Below are 19979 nucleotides of genomic sequence, written 5' to 3'. Positions count from 1 at the left end.
CGACACGTTTGATAAACTGGTCGAGACAAGACATAGGGGGAGACGGAATGAAGAAACGCATTTACATTACGAGACGGTTACCGGAAGAAGCAGTGGCGCCACTGCGAGACAAGTACGAGGTCCGCATGTGGGAAGAAGAAGCGAAGAGCGTCCCGCGCGACGTCTTGTTGAAAGAAGCGGCGTCAGCGCATGCGCTCTGGACGATGCTCAGTGATACAATCGACCGGGAAGTGATTGAACAGGCCTCGCAACTCGAAGTCATCTCGAACTTGGCGGTTGGCTATAACAATATCGATATTGGAGCGGCCAAGGAACGCGGCATCGTCGTGACGAACACGCCGGACGTGTTGACAGAGACGACGGCCGATCTCGCGTTCGGATTGATGATGATGACGGCACGTCGGCTCGGGGAAGCAGAACGCGATTTACGAGACGGCGAATGGAAATCGTGGACGCCGATGGGTTACGTCGGGATGGACTTGTACCGGGCCAAACTCGGGATCATCGGCATGGGTCGAATCGGGGAAGCAGTCGCACGTCGGGCCCGCGGCTTCGACATGGATGTGTTGTACCATAATCGGACGCGTCGCCATGAATCGGAATCGATGTATGGCTTCGTCTATGCGGAACTCGACGGGTTGCTCGAACAGTCCGACTTCGTCGTCGTCCTCGCGCCGCTCACCGAAGAGACACGTGGGATGTTAGGCGCAGAGCAGTTCGCGAAAATGAAAGAGACAGCGGTCTTCATCAACGTCGCTCGTGGCGAGATTATCGATGAGACGGCGCTCTATGAAGCACTGAAGGAACGGCGGATTTGGGCGGCGGGACTTGATGTGTTCGCTAAAGAACCGGTGGCGATGGACCATCCACTCTTGACGCTCCCGAACGTGACGACGTTGCCGCATATCGGCAGCGCCTCCATCAAGACAAGGCTTGCCATGATGGCGCTCAATCGGGAAGCCATCGTGAACGTGCTCGAAGGAGAAGAGCCGAAAAACCGATTAACGTAAAACAAGGACCTGACCGGGTTGTGGTCAGGTCCTTGTTGCATCTTGGTTAGAAACGGCGGATATTGTCTGGATCTTCGTAATCGTTTCGGAGGGCCCGGTCATCGAGTCCACGCAACTTGTTCTCACGGTCAGTCAACTCGGATTTTTTATCCAATATGTCCTGCTCGGGGTCGACGGCCCGGTTTGGATTGTCGGCCGTCGATTCGTTGAAGGGTTTCGAATCGATTTCTACACCATCAGACGTATGGCGATCGTCCCGGTTCGCGTCACGATGTTTCGGGTCATTATATGGCTCCGAATCAATCTCCACACCATCGGAAGTGTGATGATCTGAGCGGGTCGAACGGGTCGTGTCAGATTTCGGATCATTATACGGCGTCGAATCGATTTCAAGCCCATCGGCCGTATGGTGGCCTTGGTGACTCGTATCGTGTCTCGAGTCGGTATAAGGTGACGAATCGATCGTCAGCCCTTCATTATGACGACGCTCGAAGTCTTCATCCACATAGATTAAAATCTTTCCAGCCTCGACATCGCTGTAGTGGCGCTTCACCTCGTCCTCGCTCAAGCCCATATTGCGAAGTCCGGCATGGACATCCTCATGTCCGCTCAAGAAAGCCCGTACCTTATCAAACCAGCCGGCGTGGTGTGCTGCTTCGGTATGGACGTCCGTTTGACGACGCAAAATCGAGACGTTATCTTCATGTTTGGCGACGACATAGATGTCTGAGTCTTTATAGCCCTTCGCACGCAACTCCTCGACTTTTCCGAGTGCCGCGTCCTGTGTGTCATACATGCTGATAAACCGTTTCTCACTCATCTTCGTTTCCTCCTTATAATCGCCGGTGGTCTTCTAGACCGGAATGTCCGCGGACGATCGGGTCCTCTTTCGTACCGCGAGGTTCTTCGTCGTGATCATTGAACGGCTTCGCGTCGAAGGCGATGCCATCTGCTTCTTCCCCTTTATCATGGTCGAGTTCACTATCTTTCTTATACATATTCGGATAGCGTTCGTATGAGTGTTTGTCGATGTAAAGCAATAATTTGCCGGCATCGATCGACGTATAATACTCTTCAGCCTCCGCATCACTGAGTCCCATGTTCCGCAATTCATCACGAATGCGGTCACTGCCGTGAAGGAACGCTTTTACACGGTCCAACCAGTTGACATCGCGAATCCCCGATTCGGCGTTCACCTCGGTGTGGTAGCGCAAAGCAGAAATTTCCCCGTCCCGCTTGGCTACGACGTGCATGTTTTTCTCGGCTTCCCCAGCTTGCTTGAGTTCATTCACCTTATCCATGACTTCTTGCTCGTTATGGAATAATCCAATAATTTTGCGATCCGACATGTTGTGCCTCCTTCATAATCGTTTATTTTATAAATCGACGTCACGCTATTAGTAATTTCCGTTATAGCAAAGGTTCAAACAAAAAACGCCATCTCCTAGAGAGAATGGCGTGATCAATAATAAATCATTAACGTCTCATTGCCGAGGTGGCACCGCGTGTTCTTCCAGACGAACTCGATCAATGTCCACATGGCCATGAATCCGCTGATCGCAAGCAGGATGAGCGCATACACAGGTGTCAATTGAATCAAGAACGACCATCCGAGTGCGAACAAGATGGGTTGGGTCAATAACACGAAACCGACGTACAGGGCTATGATGAGCAATGCGAAGACAATCCGTCGTCCTAGTGTTTGGAAGTGGTGACGGAAACGGGTCAATAGGCCAAAGATGGCACCGGTCAATAGAACAGGGAGGACGAAGCCGAAATAATCGAGCGGGTAAGGCGTAGCGGGTGCCGTAAACAAGCGCAGACTGAACACATCATCCATTACAAGCAATAAGTTGGCGTAGGCGAATGCCAAAATCATACCGAGTAGCCAACCGAATTGATTCCAGACGCGACGAGATGACTTGATTGCCTCAATTTTCGTATAGGCTAAAAAGGAGACATCACGCATCTCGACATCCTGGAGCTTGACTTGAACTTCGTTGAGCCGCTCAATCGCCCAATCGAATTCCCGATTCGCCTGCGCTTTCTCATGAGGTTTCAATTCATCCGTCGCCTCAATCATCATATGGTAGCGACGTTGGTATTCTTCGTTTGTCGCCGGTTGTTCAATTAAAAATCGAGCATAGTCGTGCGCGTTTTGTTTCGTGAGTCCTTCGAGAGGCTGCCCGTTCTTTTCCGCCTGTTGAATATAGCCGGCTAAACTGTCGAGCAAGCGATCGGCTTGCTGCTTGTCATCTAATAAGTCGTTTAAATGCGTACGGACTTGATCGTAAAACTGTTGAACGACCGGGTCGTTCGATACGTGTAGTTTCAGAAAAATTCCTCTCTTCTCATAGTTAGATTATTTCGGGGGTGGGTCGTTATGCGACAGCGTCAATGATTCGAAATCACCTTGTTCGATGCTGCGGATGAGAATCTCACTGCCGCCCATATTCGTCGCCAACGGGATGGAATACACGTCGCAGAGACGCATCAAGGCGCTCACATCGGGTTCGTGTGGCTGGGCCGTCAACGGGTCGCGGAAGAAAATAATCATGTCCATCTCGCCGCGGGCGACGGCGGCGCCGATTTCTTGGTCCCCGCCCAGCGGACCGGATTGAAAGCAATGGACCGGCAAACCGGTCGCTTCGGCGACGCGCTTCCCGGTTGTGCCGGTCGCGAACAATTGATGCTTTTGCAAGACGTGGGCATAAGCTTTTACAAGCACGATCAAATCATCTTTTTTCTTATCGTGGGCAATCAGGGCGATGTTCATCTTGATTCCTCCTCAAAAGACTTCTTCTTTTAATTCGTATCACATTTACTTGAGAAAGACACGACTTCTTTCTTACTAGAATCACTTTCTAAAAAACGTTTTGACTTGAATCATGTATAGAGGAATAAGAACTGGCAAGGTTTAGGCAACTGCAAATGTTGGTATTTATACAAAGAGTCAAATAAATGAAATCATTTCAAAAAGAGATTGGAGGAAGATGTTAAATGAACAATACTACTTATAATTTCAACACGTTCATGTCATGGCTGCCTGAGCTTTTGCTCGCATTGCTTATTCTTGTCGTCGGATTCATTTTGGCGAAAGTTCTAGAAAACGTGACGCGCAAAGCGCTTCGCAAAGCACGCCTTGACGACCGTGTAGGGGTAAAACAAGAAGGTGAACCCGGAAAGCCTGCAAGAGAGGAAAAGCGGTGGACGCCTGAACGCATCATCGCAAAAGTCGTCTTCTTCGGCGTACTGCTTCTCGCATTCTTAATTATCTTTGAATTCTTGAACGTACCAACTGTCGCTCAACCGTTCAGTCAAATCTATGCCGGCTTCTCTGGCTTGATCACAGGCGTGATTAAAGCAGGTCTCATCCTGCTCGTCGCATGGATTATCGCCACGCTCTTGAAAAAAGGGATTCAAATGGCAGGTCATCGTCTCAACTTGAACAAGTTGATGGAGAAGACAGGCCAAGAGTCGACGAGCGTCAATCAGACGAAATGGGTCGACACGGTCGCCAATATCGTCTTTTACCTTGTCCTATTGTTAGCTCTTCCAGCGGTACTCGATGCGCTTGGGTTACGAGGCATCAGCGGTCCGTTTGAAGACTTGTTGAACAGTTTCCTTGCCTTCATTCCAAAACTTGTCGCTGCAGCCCTTATCTTCGCGATTGGTTATGTCGTTGCGAAAATCGTCCGCGATATTTTGACGAAGTTCTTGGAAGCGGCAGGTCTTAACCGCTTCGCCGAGAAACTTCACTTGGCTGATTACGTGAAAGGGTCAAGTCTCGCGAAAGTGGTCGGTACGATCGTCTTCATCTTGATTATGATCCCGGTCACGATTTCAGCGCTTGAAGCGCTCGATATTCGCGGAATCTCGGATCCAGCCATCTCGATGCTCAACGACGTCTTGGCAATGATTCCAAATATCATCGTGGCCATCGTCTTGATTCTCGCAGGTGTCTTCCTTGCTAAATGGTTGAAAGGCGTCGTTGTGTCTCTCCTTGAGAACTTAGGCGTCAACTCACTCGCTAGTAAGATGGGTCTCGGTGGTCGCTCGTCGTCATCGACATCAATCGCACAAGTGATCGGAACAATCGTTCAAATCATCATCATCTTGTTGTTCGTATCGGAAGCACTTCAAGTCGCGAACCTCGACTTTATGGCTTCACTCGCAACAGCAATCTTTGCTTACTTGCCAATGGTTATCGCAGCCATCGTCATCTTGGCGGTCGGTTTCTGGCTCGCGAACATGGCAGAGCGTCTCGTCGGCAGTGTGCTCGTAGATGGAGCTGGTCAACCGAGCGTCTTGCGCTACGTCGCGAAGTACGCGATTCTTGGAATCGCCTTCTTCATGGCGATCAGCCAACTCGGCATCGCACCGATAATCGTCAATACGGCATTCTTGCTCATCCTCGGTGCGGTTGCTCTCGCCTTCGGCCTTGCCTTCGGTCTTGGCGGACGTGAGACAGCGGCTCGATACTTGAAGAAAGCTGAGAAACGAATCGATGAGACAGAAGTATCGAAAGAAGGTCTCGAGCAAGAAAAAGCACAGATGAATCAAGAAGCCGAAGCTGCGAAGCAACAGGCGAAACAAGGTGTGGAACAGTCGAAACGTGAAGCGAATCAAACGAAACAAGAGTTGAAGCGTGAAACGAATCGGCCCCAAGCCCCACAATCTGATGTGACGAACGTAGACGGTCCAGAACCGAATCCGTTCCATGACAACATCACACCAGATCAAGATAACCGTTCACTTGATGACAACGAAGGTCCACTTCGTCCATAACAGTGAATGACGGGTCCCTATATTGGGGCCCGTTTTGTTTTGCTGTAAAATAGTGTCACTTTTGTCGATATAATAAGAAACAGGTGGTAAGAAGGCAGGAGTGAGGGGAAGATGTTTCAACGATTTCAACACACATTAATCATGAATTACATATGGGGTTCAGGTATCGCCGTGTTCGGTGTCGGGGGGCTGTTCATCTTTCAGACGCTCGATTTATCCAAGACGGAGATGCTCATCCTCTTGGCTATCATGGGGCTGTCCGGGATGATGATGATTGGGCTTGAACTGCTCCTTTATCGGCGTCACATCCGGCCGATCTGTCGTGTGTTTCAAACAGAGACACTAACGTATGAGGAGCTTCAACAGGCGTTCGATCAAACGAGTCACTTTCCTACGTTGACGGTGAAACGGATTCTCGGTCCACATTTGTTCGGCTTGTCCGTGCCGGCGATGAGTATGACGGCACTCGCCATCGAACAAAGGTGGATTGACTTGCCGTATCGGTTGATTGGCTTGGCGGCGTTCGGTGCTATTTTAATCGCCATCTTGCATGCGTTGATTGAATTCTTTTTGACCTATCGCTCGGTTGAACCGTTGTTGCTTCAGTTGCAGGAGATGAGCGGAAACTTGTACGGGCGGCCGCTCCAAGCGACGTATCGCTCCATCAGCGTCCGGACGAAACTATTGATCAGCATGCTCGTCATCGGTGTGTTCCCGGTCGCATTGTTCATCCTCGCGTCCGGGGTGCAACTGTCGACTGTCAATCAGGTCGATGCATACTGGCAGTGGGCGGCTGTGATTTTAGTTGTTATCATCGGGGTCGCGACGTTTAGCAGCTTTTTGCTGTATGACAACATCAAACGTCCAATCAGTGCATTAACCGAAGGGGTCGCCGCATTAGATGCCGGACGATTGAATCAGATTGATAACCCTTACTCGGATGAGTTCGCCCAACTCGTCACGGGCTTTAATCAGATGGTCACGAACGTCACGTATCGAGATGCGGAAAACGAGCAACTGTTGAACAGTCTGTTCGTCTTGTTCGCTGCAACACTCGATGCCCGGGATTCGTATACGGCCGGGCATTCCGAGCGAGTCGCCACCTATTCTGTCGAGTTGGCACAGGCGCTCCAGTTGCCGGCCGGACAAATCGAGCTGCTCCGCAAATCGGCGCTACTCCATGATATCGGGAAGATTGGTATCCGTGACGATGTGTTGTTGAAGGAAGGGAAGCTGACGGATCGTGAGTTCGCGCAAATTCAAGAACACCCGACCATCGGAATTCATATTTTGAATCAAATTTCCCTACCGGCTGCGTTACAACCGATATTGGCAGGTGTCCGGTCCCATCATGAACGGATTGATGGGACCGGATATCCGGATCGGTTGGTCGGAGAGGAGATTCCGCTCTTCGGTCGTATCATGGCAATCGCCGACGCATATGACGCTATGACCTCTGACCGTCCATATCGGGACGGGATGCCAGTCGAGAAGGCTCTATCGATTTTAGAGAGCGGTCGCGGTACACAGTGGGATCCGGCGTTCGTCGATGTATTCATTAGGTTACGACGTCAGGCCATCTCTGCTTAAACAAACAGGTCCGCCCCACAATTGGGCGGACCTGTTTGTTAAAGGAACGTTTCAATGAGATACACCCCGACGATGCCGCCGATGACGACGAGCATCAAGTTGACCCGAAGGAATGCGAGCGTTGCGGCGACCACCCCACCCGCTAAAGCTGACGTAAGACTGGTCGTTGCCTGCAGGATGCCCGGGAAAATGAGACTGGCGAGCACCGCATAAGGCGTGAAGAGTAAAAACCGCTTCAAGAGCGGAGGTAATTTCAAGTCCCGGAGCCAAAGCAGCGGCACGAGTCGCGGGATATATGTGACGAGCGCCATGGCAAGGACGAGCAACAAGAGGCTGATCATGTTTCGTCCTCCTTATACAGCAAGGCTCCGGCTCCAGCGGCGACAATCGTGGCCAAGATGATGCTCAAGCCGGACGACAGCGGGATGAATGGAGAGACGCCGAAGTAGAGAATGGCTTGAGTCAAGACGGCGATTGCAGCCACGACGATGACCGGTTTGCAGGTAAGGGATGGGACGAGTAGGCCGATGAACATGGCGTACAAGGCGATGCCCATACTCGCTTGGACCGAGGCGGGCAAGCCGAAGGCGAGAAAGACGCCAATCCATGTTCCGACGTTCCAAGCCAAGAAGGCGATTAGGTTTAGCCCGAGCACAAAGTGACCGCGCGTCGACTCGTCACGCGTCGAGGCGACACTGAACGTCTCATCGGTCACGCCGAACGCGATGGCAGCCAGAAATCGATTCGAGGTCGTCTCGAGACGCTGGGACAACGACGCCGACATAAGGAAGTGCCGCAAGTTCAGGATGAACGTCGTCAAGATAATCTCCCAATACATCGAACCGGCCATGATCAGTTGGACGCCAATAAATTGACTGGCGCCGGCGAAAATGAATAAAGACATGGCGAGCGTGATGACGTTTGGCATATCGAATGATTTCGCAAGCAGCCCGAAAGCGATGGCAATCGGGATATAGCCGACAGCGACCGGTATACCGGCCCGCATGCCGGAACGGAAGGCGTCCTTATTCGGGATCGGTGTCATTTGCGAGACCGGAGTTGCCATGAGAACCCCTCCATTTCAGAGATGATTAGTTGTGGATTCGAGGTTGGGTCACGCTTTCCTGCTCGAACCCGAAAAAAATAGGGTATATATAGGCGATAAGGAGTGTGAATATATGAGTCGTGCTGAAGAATTTATCGCATCGTATCACCGGATCGAGGATCATTTGAGTCGCGAGATGGGGGACGGCCAGCATTTCAGTTTCAGCAACATGGTCAATCGTCTCGCCAAACATAATCCCATTATCGAACGCTATAAAGAAGATTTACATCAGATGAGTCAGTTGCGCAACGCCATCGTCCACGAGCGGCGTGAGCCGGATTTCATTATCGCCGAACCGCATGAATCGATTGTCAAGTTGATTCTTGAAGTCGAACGGGAGTTGCTTCACCCGCGTCAAGTCATCCCGCTGTTCCGTAAAATCGTGGCGACGTTCAACGCCGATGACTCGCTGGTCGCCGTGCTCGGTGAGATTCGAGACAAGAATTATTCGCAGTTCCCCGTCTATAACCAAGACGGGTCGTGGCGAGGGTTGTTGACGAAAAAAGGAGTGACCAGTTGGCTCGCCGAAACGGTCGACGGGCCACATGTGTCACTCGAAGGCGTTCAAGTCAAGGACGTACTCCATCACGACCCGCACCTGCGACGGTACCGGTTTATCGCGCAAGAGACGTCGGTCATCGAGGCGCACCATCATTTTATCAGTATGAAGGACGGCGTCCGTCTCGATGCCTTATTGATTACCGAGACAGGACAAGAAGATGAACCTTTGCTCGGGATCATCCGGCCGCAAGATATTTTATACGTCATCGGTTGAGGCGCCGTGCTCGATGGCGACCTCATATTGGGTGACCGTGTTTCCAAGGACGATGGGCTTCACTTCAGAAGTACCGTCGTCCCGTTTTTTATGGGCATGTTTATACGCTCCGCTATCACGCCAATTTTCGAAGCTCGCCGCATCGCGCCACGTCGTCATGATGACGACTTGATCTTTCGTCTCGTCCGACGTATCGGTCAACACTTGCATCCGAACGAACCCATCCATCGACTCGATGCCTTTCGTCGTTTGGAAACGAGCGATGACCGCCTCAACTTTCCCTTTTTCAACGTCTAGTTTGTTCATGACAATCCACATGCACATGTCCTCCTCTGCGATATCGTACGCGTTCATTATACATGGAACACGATCGATGCCTCGCTCGAGATGCTCGCATCAACGTGTGGCCCACCACTCCTCGAACGTCCAATTTTGTTGTTTCATCGTCGTCGCTTCTTTCACACCGACGTACCGGAGATGCCACGGTTCATAATTGTAGCCGGTGATTTTCTCTTTTCCTTTCGGATAGCGGACGATAAATCCGTAACGGTGTGCGTTCTGTAGCATCCATTTGCCTTCTGGGGTCTGGTCGAACGAGGCATAGAGTCCCATCTGCATGCGTGCACTCGTCATATCGACGGCGAGACCGGTCTGATGCTCACTATATCCAGGACGGGCGACATATTTTGAGGCGTACGCTGTGCCTCGCGTGTTGACCCAATACATGTAGAGTGATTTTTGGGTGGCGTAGGAGCGATAGGCGCTGAGGGCATACAACGTGTGGCCTTCTTTTCGCCCGGCGTAATAGAGGCGGGCTAGCGCGTGAGCGGCTTCAGCGGCCATGAGAGTTCGCTCGCTTCCTTTCGTGTAGACGGTCGGGATGGTCAACGTGACGAGTTGACGAGAGCGATACGTGCTCGATAGTCCGTGTTGTTTATTGACGAGTCGAAGCCGTTCTGTGGCCGTAAGGTTTGGGATCCCGGCTTTCAAATTACTAGACGGAGTGTAGTAGCGTGTGCCATTGATGTAGACGTTCGACCAGCTTCGGTTGTAGGTCGTGTAGCGGACAGGCGTATTGGTCAAAAGCGTCTTGGCGACCGGAGACGATTGCATCGCCCGCCAATACAATTTCGTCGTCTTGATGGTATAGCCTGGCTGAGGTGAAGGCGTCGCGGCAAAGGTGGACGTGGTGGGGAAGACGAGCAACAGGACGAGGAGTACACGGATGAGCTTCACAGGAAAGACCCCCTTTTTGCTGGATAGTCTTCTTTTCCCGGTTTTTAAGGGGATGAAAAGAAGAGAAATTGGGGAATAGTGTACAGGACTGTCTCCGCCTCTTGACCTGCTTCCTGTACTGCGCGAGTCCGATGTGATGGAGAGCGGGAAGTAGTACACTGAATGTAAGAGGATGGTTGAGACTAGAAAGGAGTGAGCGTATGGAACTCATTTTTGGTTTACCGTTATTGTTGCTCGTCTTGTTCTTCGCCTTTTTGTATTTCAACATCAAAGGGTTATCGAACATGTGGAAAGACTATGATCGGACGAAGTCGATGATGCCGCTCGGGTTCTTTATCGTCGGGATTATCGGGATCTTCACCGGCGTTTGGACGTGGCTCGTCATCTTGATTTACTATGCAGTCCGTCCGAAAGCCTGACCTGACACCGTGTGCGAAAGCGCATGGTGTTTTTTGCTATACTGGGGGTGAGGTGTTGTCATGGAGAAATTGATCAAGGCGTGGTTCATCATCACGCTCATAACGTTTGTATTATTCAAACTCGGCGAGACGATGACTGCCGCCTATACAGAAACGGCGGGTGAAGGGAATTCCTACGTGCTCGTCTTGCTCATCGGTTGGCCGTTCGTCCTGTTGTTCATCTGGATTACGATTCGGCTTGCTCGGCGTGCGGTCGAATCGGTTCATCGCCTGGGACGAGTCGGTCTTTTAGCCGGAAGCCTCGTGATGGCGGGAATCGGTCTATATATCAACGCCGGTCAAGCGGCTTCGCTCCGGGCTGGAATCCGTGCTTCTGAGAATGCGGCGTACGCCTCAGGATGGAACCAGTTCACGAACATCATTTATGCGAACCAATTGACGTTTTTCGTCTTGACGGTCAGTTGCATGGCAATCGGGGTAGCGTTTTCCTTCGTCACGCGAAAACAAACGAACGAGGAACGACTCAACTAGCCGTTCCTCGTTCTTGTTCACTGCAATTTGTTTTGATAGAGACGAGCGTACCGGTCGGCCGCGATGATGGCATCGGCCACTTGTTCAGCGGTCACATCGAACCCACTATGAATCGTCTCACCTTCCGCCGTTGCCGCTTGACCGACTTTTAGGATGTCTTCACGGGAAGCGTCTTTCAACTTCACGTCTTCGAGTGTGACCGGCAACTCGAGCGCCATATACAAGGCGACGTAGCGGTCGAACTCTTCCTGCGTTCGGCCTTCGAGCGCAAGTTGGACGAGTGTGCCGAACGCGACTTTTTCCCCGTGCGTCAAATGGTGGATGTCTCCGTGGAGGGCGGTGAAGCCGTTATGAATGGCGTGGGCCGCTGCGAGCCCGCCGCTTTCAAAACCGAGACCACTTAGAAGTGTGTTCGCCTCGACGACGGACTCGAGTGCCGGAGTGACGACTTTGGCCTTCACCGATTCATAAGCAGGGATTCCGTAATCGAATAGCACCTCTTCGCAGCGTTTGGCGATGGCTTCCGCCGCAATCGTCGGGACACCACCCGCCATCGTTTTGCCACCGAAGGCGAGGACGCTCCGGACTTCGACCCATGTCGCGAGCGCATCGGCAATCCCCGAGGCGAGGAATCGGGCCGGGGCCTCGGCGATCAATTTCGTATCGACGAGGACCAAATCCGGGTTCTTTTTATAGAACCGATACGTCTCAAAGTTTCCTTCATCCGTATAGATGACGGACAAGGCGCTCGTCGGGGCATCCGTTGAGGCGATGGTCGGGACGATGACGATGCGGGCATCGAGTTCGTCGGCGACAGCTTTGGCCGTGTCGAGCGTTTTTCCGCCGCCCATTCCGATGACGAAAGCAGTATGGCTCTCTGCTGCCGCTTTGGCGATCCGTTCAATCTCGTGACGGGACGCTTCCCCGACAAAATCGGCCTTTTCTGCGTTCACGCCGCTCGACTTGAGTGAATCGGTCACCCGTTCCCCAATCAAGCGCCAGACGATGTCATCGGCAATCAAGAGAGCCTGTGATCCAAAATGGCTAACGTGCTCCCCGATGCGATCGATTGTATTTTTTCCTTGCACGTACTTGGCCGGACTGATAAATACGCGTTCTGACATATTCAACATCCTTTCTAAAGTAACAGTGACGACAGGACAACAGTAGGTTTGTTCCCGATACAGCCCCTCCTTCAAACAGTCCTACATGTGACATCTCGGTGAAACTGCTTTGGGCTTTATTCACAACCCGCCAATAATCACGAGTAACACAATCAAAGCGACGACGGCAAGAAATCCCCAGTCGAGTACATGCTTCATCACGGTCGTTCCCTCCTGCCAGCTGATGAGACCAGTATAGATGGTGGATGGATTTCTGCCGTTCTAAAAATAGGACCTGGTCAAAAAAAGAGTAGCGTTAAGAGTTACAAGGTTTGAATGAACTCACAGCGGGAACAACTCTTTCGTATGCTTAATTTAGAAGGAGGAATTTGCAATGTCTAAACATGTACTGATTGTCACGACTTCTGCGAATCAACTGGAGAACGGTCACGCGACAGGGCTTTGGCTTGAGGAGTTTGCTGCACCGTATCTTCAATTCGAGAAACAAGGTTATAAAGTCACAGTAGCGAGCATCGAAGGTGGAGACGTGCCAATCGATGCGAACAGCCTAGAAGGCGATTTGCCGCAAGAGGTGTTGGACACGAAGCACCTGTTGAAAGATACGGCGCGACTCGATCAAGTGGCCGATGACACGTATGACGCAGTCTTCCTTCCAGGCGGACACGGCACGGTCGTTGATTTCCCGAACAGTGAAACGTTACAGCGTGTCATCCGTGATACGTATGAAGGCGGAAACGTCGTCGCGGCCGTCTGTCATGGACCGATTGGACTCGTCAACGTTAATTTGAGCAACGGAGATCCGCTCGTCAAAGACAAGCGCGTGACAGGATTCACGGATGCCGAGGAACGCGAGATGCAGCTTGACTCAGCGGTACCTTTCCTCCTTGAATCGGCGATGCGCGAGCGCGGTGGAAAATTTGATGGCGCAGACAACTGGGCTGTCAACGTAACGGTCGACGAACGTCTCGTTACCGGACAAAATCCGCAATCTTCAGAACAAGTCGGGGCAGAAATCGTCAAATTGCTCGGATAATCCCACAGACAGCTTAGGTTACTCCTAAGTTGTCTTTTTTTCGGACATATGTCCTTTTCAAGCCTTCTCATCTCACGTAAAGTCAGACGAGGAGATAGGAGGAAATCGGATGGGTCTGTTATTTGCCGTGCTTTCGGGCACGTTCATCGCATTGCAAGGGATCTTTAATGCCAAGCTCGGGTACGCGGTCGGTGCTTGGATGTCGGTCACGGTCGTTCACCTCGTTGGTCTTGTACTTGCTCTTCTCATTTATGCGTTCAAGCGGGATGCAGACATGACGGCGTTTCGGCACGTACCTTGGTACTATAGCTTGGGCGGTCTGTTCGGGGTGTTTGTCGTTTTCGGAGAACTGACCGCTATTCAACAGCTCGGTGTGACTTGGGCGATCTGCGTCTTGCTCGTCGCCCAATTGATCGGGGCGTTTTTGATTGATGTGAACGGATGGTTTGGTGTGAAACGGAAACCGCTCAACCAAGGTCAGCTCACAGGACTTGCCTTGATGGTCGCCGGGATTGGCATTTACACGTTCACGTAAGGGGGAGACGGATGAAAGTAGAGGCAGCACTAGAACGACTCGGGTGGGCCCACCTGTTCTCGGAACAAACATTAGAGGCATCGACGATTGTGACGTATCCGTCCGGAGCGATGCTCTGCACGAACGATAACCCGATCGAGTCTCTCTTCGTCGTGTTAGAAGGGCGTGTCAAAATCTATACGTTGAGCGAGGAAGGCAAGTTGCGCTTGCTCCGTTTAAAGATGGCCCCAACATTGATTGGGGATATCGAATACGCCAGCGGACGCAACGTACTCCACACGGTCGAGGCGGTCGGGGCAGTAACCTGTCTGCGCGTGCCGTTTGATGTGCTCCGCACGCATAACCGAACGATCGAGTTCACGGAGCATCTTCTGCGCGGCGTATCTGAGAAACTGTTCATCGAGGCGAATGCCTCGTCGAACCATCTCATGTCGACACTCGAAGAACGATTGGCGGGATATCTCGTCTCGCTCAGCGAATCAGGGAACGACTTGTTCCAAGACGAGATGAGTCAGTTGAAACGAAAAGAAGTGGCGGAATGGCTCGGGACGAGTTATCGTCATTTGAATCGGACGTTACAATCGTTCGCGGATGAAGGGCTCGTCGAAAAGACGCGGACAAAAGTAACGATTTTAGATGCGACTCGATTAAAAGAACGTGCCAATGGCATGTTGTACGAATAAGGAGGCAACTCATGATAGTAGGAATCATCTGTTCGGCGGTAGCCGGCGCATTTATTAGTGTACAAGCTGCAGTCAATGCCAAAATGAACGCCCATCTAGGGGCATGGGCGACAACGGTGCTCGTCTTCATTGTCGGCTTGCTTGGATCGCTCGTCCCACTCGTTTTGTTCGGTGGTAATGTTCACGGCGTATTCGAAATCTCGCCGATATACGCGCTTGGTGGGTTGCTCGGGGTCGGTGTCGTCTTCTGTGTGATGCGAAGCATTCAATTGCTCGGACCGACGCTATCGGTGTCCATCATTCTCGTATCTCAGTTGATATGGGCGCTCGCCGTCGACCTAACGGGAGCGTTCGGGATGCAACAGTTGTCACTGTCCCCAGGGCAGGTCATCGGGTTGATGGTGTTGCTCTTAGGCGTCATCGTCTTCAAACAATCTCAAGCGGCGGCCCTGCATCAGGAAGGCGCACCCGAAGCCACTTCATGTTGAAGGGGCTTTTTTCTTGAGTGAAACGGGTACAGGTGAATAACAAATCTCTGATATGATGAGATTGTAGTACGAAATATACGCAGAGGTGATGAAAACAGTGGATTCTTCCATAGTGATCGATTTACTGATCGTTTTATTCTTGATTGTGTTGAACGGGATTTTCGCGATGACGGAAATCGCACTGATCTCGTCCAAACCGGCCAAACTTGAAGTCGAGGCGAGCCGTGGTAAACGCAGTGCCGAGATCGCACTCAAGTATTCAAAAGATCCGACCGACCTGTTATCGACGGTCCAAGTCGGAATCACGTTGATCGGGATCATCAACGGGGCTTACGGGGGTGCGCGTTTCTCGGCGCCGCTCGCCGATGTGTTCGCCAATCTTGGCATGAGTCCCCAGTACGCACCGACCGTCGGTTACGTCGTCGTCGTCACGATTATTACGTATTTGTCGCTCATCATCGGTGAGCTCGTGCCGAAACGGATTGCGCTCGTGGCTCCGGAAAAAGTCACGATGGCGATCATTCCGGCACTCGACTTATTTAGTAAAGTGATGCGACCGTTCATTTGGATTTTGTCGAAGTCGACACTCTTCCTTTTCAAATTGCTTGGCTTGAAAGCGGAGCAGTCGAGTGGTGAGACCGAGCTCGAAATCAAGCAACTCTTGTTCGAAGGAGCCCAGCAAGGGGCATTCGCACACGAAGAAGTGCAGCAGGTCGAGCGTGTGTTTGCGTTCCATGACCAGCTGATTTATGAATTGATGCAACCGCGGACGACGCTGGAATGGGTCGACCTTGAAGACGACATGGACGATATCAAGAAATCGATTTATGAGAGTAAACACAATAAACTCCCGGTCGGGCGCGATACGCTCGACGAGTTCGTCGGTTATATCGATGTCCGTGACATTTTGACATTATCGACGCTTCGGGAGCCCTCACAAATTTTGAAGCGAATCAAACAACCACTCATCGTCCCAAAACAGCGAGAAGCGAGCCAAGTGTTGCAGATGATGCAAAAGAATGGCGTCGAAATCGCCTTCGTGCTCGATGAGTACGGCGGATTCCTCGGGATGGTCACATTGTTCGATATTCTAGAAGAAATCGTCGGCGAAGTGATGATTGAAGAAGAAACACCGGAAGTCGTGCGCCGTGAAGACGGTTCGTACTTGGCCGATGGTTTGCTCGGGATTGAGGATTTGAAGCGGACGTTCGGAATTCGAGACAATCGTTTTGATGAAGGGCGTAACTCGTATCATACTCTTGCCGGACTTGTTATTTATGCGCTCGGCGATTTCCCAAAACGGGGAGACGTTGTCGAAGCATATGGTCTTCGATTCGAGGTCGTCGATATGGACGGCAAACGTGTTGACCAAGTGCTCGTATCGATGTTGCCTGAACAAACAAAAGAAGACTGACGCCGCGGCGTCAGTCTTCTTTTTTAGGCGCGTTCCATGTCTCGAATGCCGCCTGCATGAGGACGCGGGCGGTATGAAGCATCGCCCGTTCGTCCACATCGAAGCGGGGATGATGATGAGGGAAGACGGCACCGACTTCCGGGTTACCGGCTCCGGTGAAGAAGAAGCTGCCCGGTACGTGTTGCATATAATAGGCAAAATCTTCTCCGACCATGAGCGGGGACATTTCGATGACGCCATCGGTGCCAACGACGCGAGCGGCGCTGCGACGGACGTGATCGGTCTCGATGGGATGGTTGATCACGGCGGGGTAGCCCCGGATATAATCGAGCTCGTAGTGCGCTTCGCTCGCCGAACAGATATGGGCGATAGTCCGCTCCATCTCGGCGATGATGCGTGTTTGCGTCTCCGGTGTGAACGTCCGTACCGTGCCAGACAGCTTCGCTTCATCGGCGATGACGTTGAACGCCTGACCGGCAACGAACGTGCCGACAGTTAAGACGGCCGGTTCGAGCGGATCGATGCGACGACTGATGACTTGTTGCAACTGGCTGACGATATTCGTTCCGACCATGACGGCATCGACCGTGTGTTGCGGGATGGCCCCGTGACCACCTTTGCCTTTGACGGTCAGTTCGAAGCGATCAGCCGCGGCCATGATCGGTCCCGTCTTCACACCAATCGTCCCGTATGGAAGCGGGGTCCAAATATGAGAGCCGTAAATATAATCGACACCGTCAAGACATCCATCTTCGATCATCGGTTTGGCCCCACCTGGCGCGAGTTCTTCCGCGAACTGGTGAATGAGGACGACATCTCCCGGAAGGTCGATTTCCGTGAGTGCTTTCGCAAGGACGAGCAACGTCGCCGTATGCGCATCATGACCGCAAGCGTGCATCGAGCCATTCACTTTCGAGCGGTACGGGACGTCCTTTAAATCTTGGATCGGCAAGGCGTCAAAGTCGGCCCGAAACGCGATGGTCGGGCCTTCGCCGCCATGAATGCGTGCGACAACACCGTTGCCACCGACATGTTCGCGCACATCGAGGCCGAGGTCGCGCAAATAAGCTGCAATCGTCTGAGGTGTCTCTCGTTCTTCGAATGAAAGTTCGGGATGTTGATGGAAGTGGCGGCGGAGCGTCACCATCTCGTCGTATAGCTCAGTCAAGCGTGAATCGAGGTCAGTCACAAGCATGATTTACACTCCTGTCCGTTGATCATTTTTGGTTGAAGCAAGGTCCATACGTCGTGTGAATTCAAATCGTCGAGAATCGGACGATGTAATAAGGTTTGCGCTTCGTCAGCCGTCACCCATCTGGCATCACTGTGCTCCTCGGAGAGGGTGACGGTCGTCGCGACCGGGTGAGCTAAGTACGTCATGATGACGACTTGACGATCCGGGGCGGTCAAAAACGTCGTGGCGTACAACAATTGCTGGACCGCCACATGCAAACCGGCCTCTTCGAACACTTCCCGTTCAAGAGCGTGTTCGAGCGACTCGCCAAAGTCGAGTTTGCCTCCGACGAGTTCCCACGTGCCGGGATTGACCTCGTCATCATCAGCTCGTTTGATGATGAGCATGTGGTCGTCTTGCACAATCACCGCTTTCACGGCAACAACGATGGTAGGAACGGACATGATGACACTCCTTTGTATGAATTCGTGAGAGAACCCACAGCATATATGAATCATTTTCTACATATTCCCTAAGTTATGCTTATGGTATACGACAAAAGGGAATTAATACAGGAGAAAATCATGAAATGAGGTGTCGAAATGGGTTGGATTATCGCAATCGGTATCATCGTTGTCTTGGCGTTCATCTATTTTTCGATGTACAACGGACTCGTCAAGTATCGGAACTGGGTCGACGAGGCATGGGCACAGATTGATGTGCAGCTGAAACGGCGTTACGATTTGATTCCGAACTTGGTCGAAACGGTGAAGGGCTATGCCAAGCATGAACAAGAGACGCTCGCAAAAGTTGTTGAGTTACGGAATCAACTCGGTTCGAAGACGAGCCGTCAAGAACAGATGGAAGTGAACGATCAATTGAGCGGCGCATTGAAGAATTTGTTCGCACTCCGGGAGGCATACCCAGATTTGAAAGCGAACGAGAATTTTAAGATGCTCCAAGAAGAATTGACGCAGACGGAGAACAAAGTCGCCTATTCACGGCAGTTATATAACAATACGGTCATGAAATATAACACGAAAGTCGAATCGGTCCCGACGAACATCATCGCCTCCGTTCACAACTTCGAAAAACGCGACATGCTCGAAGCGCGTGAAGAAGAACGTGAAAACGTGCGTGTCTCATTCTAATGGATTGGAGTGGCGACGATGATTTTATATGAACAGATTCGTAAAAATAAAATCAAGACCGTGTTCATCGTGGCCGGATTTGTCCTGCTCGTCTTAGGAGTCGGGGTGGTCATCTCGTATTTGAATTATGGCGACCCGCTCCCGGGACTCATCTTCACGCCGGTATTCTCGCTGTTTTATATCGGCATCGTCATCATGTCGAGCACGAACATCGTCATGAAAATGAACCATGCCCAAGAGATCACATCGGTCGACCAGCATCGGTTTCTCTGGCACACTGTCGAGAACATGGCGATGGTTGCGCGCGTCCCGATGCCGCGCATCTTCATCATTAACGATGCGTCCCCGAACGCATTCGCGACCGGGCTGAAACCAGAAAAGGCAGCCGTCGCCGTGACAACTGGACTGCTCGACCAGTTGACGCGAGAAGAAGTCGAGGGTGTCATCGCCCATGAAGTCGCCCATATCAAAAATTACGATGTACGACTGGCGACAGTGACGCTCGCCCTTGTCTCGGTCATCGCCATCATGAGCGATATCGGGTCGCGGATGCTGTTCTTCCGGAGTGTTGGCGGCCGCCGCGACAACAACCAAAACCCGATTTTTATGATTGTCGGGCTCGTGTTGTTGGTTCTCGCACCGCTCATTGCCACGCTCGTTAACTTGGCCATCTCACGGAATCGTGAGTTTTTGGCGGACGCGAGCGGGGCCGAATTGACACGTAATCCGGATGCCCTCGCATCGGCGCTCGAGAAAATCGCCAATATCCAGACACCGGTGAAGGAAGCCTCACGTGCCTCGGCGTCGCTCTACTTTTCAGACCCGCTCAAGAAAAAGCTGAGCGGTCTGTTCTCCACGCACCCGAACCCGTCTGAACGGATTGCCAGACTGAGAAGTATGTAGTGCATAACGAAGGTCCTCTT

At 51.9% G+C, this 19979-nt stretch carries 24 protein-coding genes; 13 read left to right on the top strand and 11 right to left on the bottom strand.

Features of this window, described 5'->3' with window-relative positions; all coding sequences use genetic code 11:
• Window positions 1-47: 47 nt before the first annotated feature.
• Window positions 48-1010, top strand: coding sequence for a 2-hydroxyacid dehydrogenase (locus FED52_RS13125; RefSeq protein WP_138860158.1), 963 nt, complete (start codon window positions 48-50; stop codon window positions 1008-1010).
• A gap of 46 nt (window positions 1011-1056) precedes the next feature.
• On the opposite strand, the gene FED52_RS13120 is transcribed toward FED52_RS13125, so the two are convergent.
• From FED52_RS13120 to mgsA, 4 genes are all read right to left on the bottom strand, one after another.
• Entirely contained in the window at window positions 1057-1830 is a 774-nt protein-coding gene (locus FED52_RS13120; protein WP_131471951.1) for a YflT domain-containing protein, read from the bottom strand.
• A 13-nt stretch (window positions 1831-1843) separates the two neighbouring features.
• On the bottom strand, window positions 1844-2359 hold the full coding sequence (locus tag FED52_RS13115; protein WP_138860157.1) for a YflT domain-containing protein: 516 nt from the start codon (window positions 2357-2359) through the stop codon (window positions 1844-1846).
• 113 nt (window positions 2360-2472) lie between these two features.
• The gene (locus tag FED52_RS13110; RefSeq protein ID WP_240731273.1) at window positions 2473-3243 is read right to left on the bottom strand and encodes a hypothetical protein; all 771 of its coding nucleotides are present in this window, start codon (window positions 3241-3243) and stop codon (window positions 2473-2475) included.
• 129 nt (window positions 3244-3372) lie between these two features.
• Entirely contained in the window at window positions 3373-3786 is a 414-nt protein-coding gene (gene mgsA, locus FED52_RS13105; protein WP_138860155.1) for a methylglyoxal synthase, read from the bottom strand.
• Window positions 3787-4010: 224 nt separating this feature from the next.
• Here mgsA and FED52_RS13100 point away from each other — a divergent pair, with 224 nt between their 5' ends.
• Window positions 4011-5798 carry a mechanosensitive ion channel gene (locus FED52_RS13100; protein WP_138860154.1) on the top strand — a complete coding sequence of 596 codons (1788 nt, stop codon included), beginning with the start codon at window positions 4011-4013 and terminating at the stop codon, window positions 5796-5798.
• Window positions 5799-5909: 111 nt separating this feature from the next.
• A complete protein-coding gene (locus FED52_RS13095; protein ID WP_138860153.1) occupies window positions 5910-7388 on the top strand; it encodes an HD domain-containing phosphohydrolase in 1479 nt (492 codons plus the stop codon).
• A 38-nt stretch (window positions 7389-7426) separates the two neighbouring features.
• Here FED52_RS13095 and FED52_RS13090 read toward each other — a convergent pair whose 3' ends face one another.
• Both FED52_RS13090 and FED52_RS13085 read right to left on the bottom strand, forming a co-directional pair.
• Entirely contained in the window at window positions 7427-7729 is a 303-nt protein-coding gene (locus FED52_RS13090) for an AzlD domain-containing protein (RefSeq protein WP_138860152.1), read from the bottom strand.
• A complete protein-coding gene (locus FED52_RS13085) occupies window positions 7726-8454 on the bottom strand; it encodes an AzlC family ABC transporter permease (protein WP_205729345.1) in 729 nt (242 codons plus the stop codon). The genes FED52_RS13090 and FED52_RS13085 overlap by 4 nt, the downstream gene beginning before the upstream one ends.
• 112 nt (window positions 8455-8566) lie before the next feature.
• Between FED52_RS13085 and FED52_RS13080 the strand changes: the two genes are divergently transcribed.
• Window positions 8567-9268: a CBS domain-containing protein gene (locus FED52_RS13080; protein WP_138860151.1), complete on the top strand. Its 702-nt coding sequence runs from the start codon at window positions 8567-8569 to the stop codon at window positions 9266-9268.
• Here the strand turns inward: FED52_RS13080 and FED52_RS13075 are convergent.
• Window positions 9251-9586, bottom strand: a complete 336-nt coding sequence (locus FED52_RS13075) for an antibiotic biosynthesis monooxygenase (RefSeq protein WP_138860150.1) — start codon at window positions 9584-9586, stop codon at window positions 9251-9253. The genes FED52_RS13080 and FED52_RS13075 overlap by 18 nt on opposite strands.
• 78 nt (window positions 9587-9664) lie before the next feature.
• Window positions 9665-10504: a M15 family metallopeptidase gene (locus FED52_RS13070; protein WP_138860149.1), complete on the bottom strand. Its 840-nt coding sequence runs from the start codon at window positions 10502-10504 to the stop codon at window positions 9665-9667.
• A 200-nt stretch (window positions 10505-10704) separates the two neighbouring features.
• Here FED52_RS13070 and FED52_RS13065 point away from each other — a divergent pair, with 200 nt between their 5' ends.
• Window positions 10705-10923: a hypothetical protein gene (locus tag FED52_RS13065; RefSeq protein ID WP_034780509.1), complete on the top strand. Its 219-nt coding sequence runs from the start codon at window positions 10705-10707 to the stop codon at window positions 10921-10923.
• A 60-nt stretch (window positions 10924-10983) separates the two neighbouring features.
• Window positions 10984-11454 (top strand): hypothetical protein, encoded by a 471-nt coding sequence (locus FED52_RS13060; RefSeq protein ID WP_138860148.1) that lies wholly within the window; start codon window positions 10984-10986, stop codon window positions 11452-11454.
• Between the two features lie 17 nt (window positions 11455-11471).
• On the opposite strand, the gene FED52_RS13055 is transcribed toward FED52_RS13060, so the two are convergent.
• Window positions 11472-12578: a glycerol dehydrogenase gene (locus FED52_RS13055; RefSeq protein WP_138860147.1), complete on the bottom strand. Its 1107-nt coding sequence runs from the start codon at window positions 12576-12578 to the stop codon at window positions 11472-11474.
• Between the two features lie 373 nt (window positions 12579-12951).
• Between FED52_RS13055 and FED52_RS13050 the strand changes: the two genes are divergently transcribed.
• The 5 genes from FED52_RS13050 to FED52_RS13030 all read left to right on the top strand — a co-directional run bounded on the left by FED52_RS13050 (window position 12952) and on the right by FED52_RS13030 (window position 16731).
• The gene (locus FED52_RS13050; RefSeq protein ID WP_034780515.1) at window positions 12952-13611 is read left to right on the top strand and encodes a type 1 glutamine amidotransferase domain-containing protein; all 660 of its coding nucleotides are present in this window, start codon (window positions 12952-12954) and stop codon (window positions 13609-13611) included.
• A 109-nt stretch (window positions 13612-13720) separates the two neighbouring features.
• Window positions 13721-14146, top strand: coding sequence for a DMT family transporter (locus FED52_RS13045; protein WP_138860146.1), 426 nt, complete (start codon window positions 13721-13723; stop codon window positions 14144-14146).
• Window positions 14147-14157: 11 nt separating this feature from the next.
• Entirely contained in the window at window positions 14158-14829 is a 672-nt protein-coding gene (locus FED52_RS13040; RefSeq protein WP_084592951.1) for a Crp/Fnr family transcriptional regulator, read from the top strand.
• Between the two features lie 11 nt (window positions 14830-14840).
• Window positions 14841-15317 carry a DMT family transporter gene (locus FED52_RS13035; protein ID WP_138860145.1) on the top strand — a complete coding sequence of 159 codons (477 nt, stop codon included), beginning with the start codon at window positions 14841-14843 and terminating at the stop codon, window positions 15315-15317.
• 88 nt (window positions 15318-15405) lie between these two features.
• Complete coding sequence (locus FED52_RS13030; RefSeq protein WP_138860144.1) at window positions 15406-16731, top strand: hemolysin family protein; 1326 nt, start codon at window positions 15406-15408, stop codon at window positions 16729-16731.
• A 10-nt stretch (window positions 16732-16741) separates the two neighbouring features.
• Here the strand turns inward: FED52_RS13030 and FED52_RS13025 are convergent, their stop codons facing one another.
• On the bottom strand, window positions 16742-17926 hold the full coding sequence (locus FED52_RS13025; protein ID WP_138860143.1) for a M20 metallopeptidase family protein: 1185 nt from the start codon (window positions 17924-17926) through the stop codon (window positions 16742-16744).
• The gene (locus FED52_RS13020) at window positions 17917-18369 is read right to left on the bottom strand and encodes an NUDIX hydrolase (protein WP_138860142.1); all 453 of its coding nucleotides are present in this window, start codon (window positions 18367-18369) and stop codon (window positions 17917-17919) included. The genes FED52_RS13025 and FED52_RS13020 overlap by 10 nt, the downstream gene beginning before the upstream one ends.
• A gap of 138 nt (window positions 18370-18507) precedes the next feature.
• Between FED52_RS13020 and FED52_RS13015 the strand changes: the two genes are divergently transcribed.
• Both FED52_RS13015 and htpX read left to right on the top strand, forming a co-directional pair.
• A complete protein-coding gene (locus FED52_RS13015; protein ID WP_034780526.1) occupies window positions 18508-19056 on the top strand; it encodes a LemA family protein in 549 nt (182 codons plus the stop codon).
• A gap of 21 nt (window positions 19057-19077) precedes the next feature.
• On the top strand, window positions 19078-19959 hold the full coding sequence (gene htpX / locus FED52_RS13010) for a zinc metalloprotease HtpX (RefSeq protein WP_167491887.1): 882 nt from the start codon (window positions 19078-19080) through the stop codon (window positions 19957-19959).
• The last annotated feature ends 20 nt before the right edge of the window (window positions 19960-19979 follow it).

Source organism: Exiguobacterium mexicanum, assembly GCF_005960665.1.
GTDB lineage: Bacteria > Bacillota > Bacilli > Exiguobacteriales > Exiguobacteriaceae > Exiguobacterium > Exiguobacterium mexicanum_A.
This window is presented reverse-complemented; position numbering and strand designations above follow the sequence as displayed.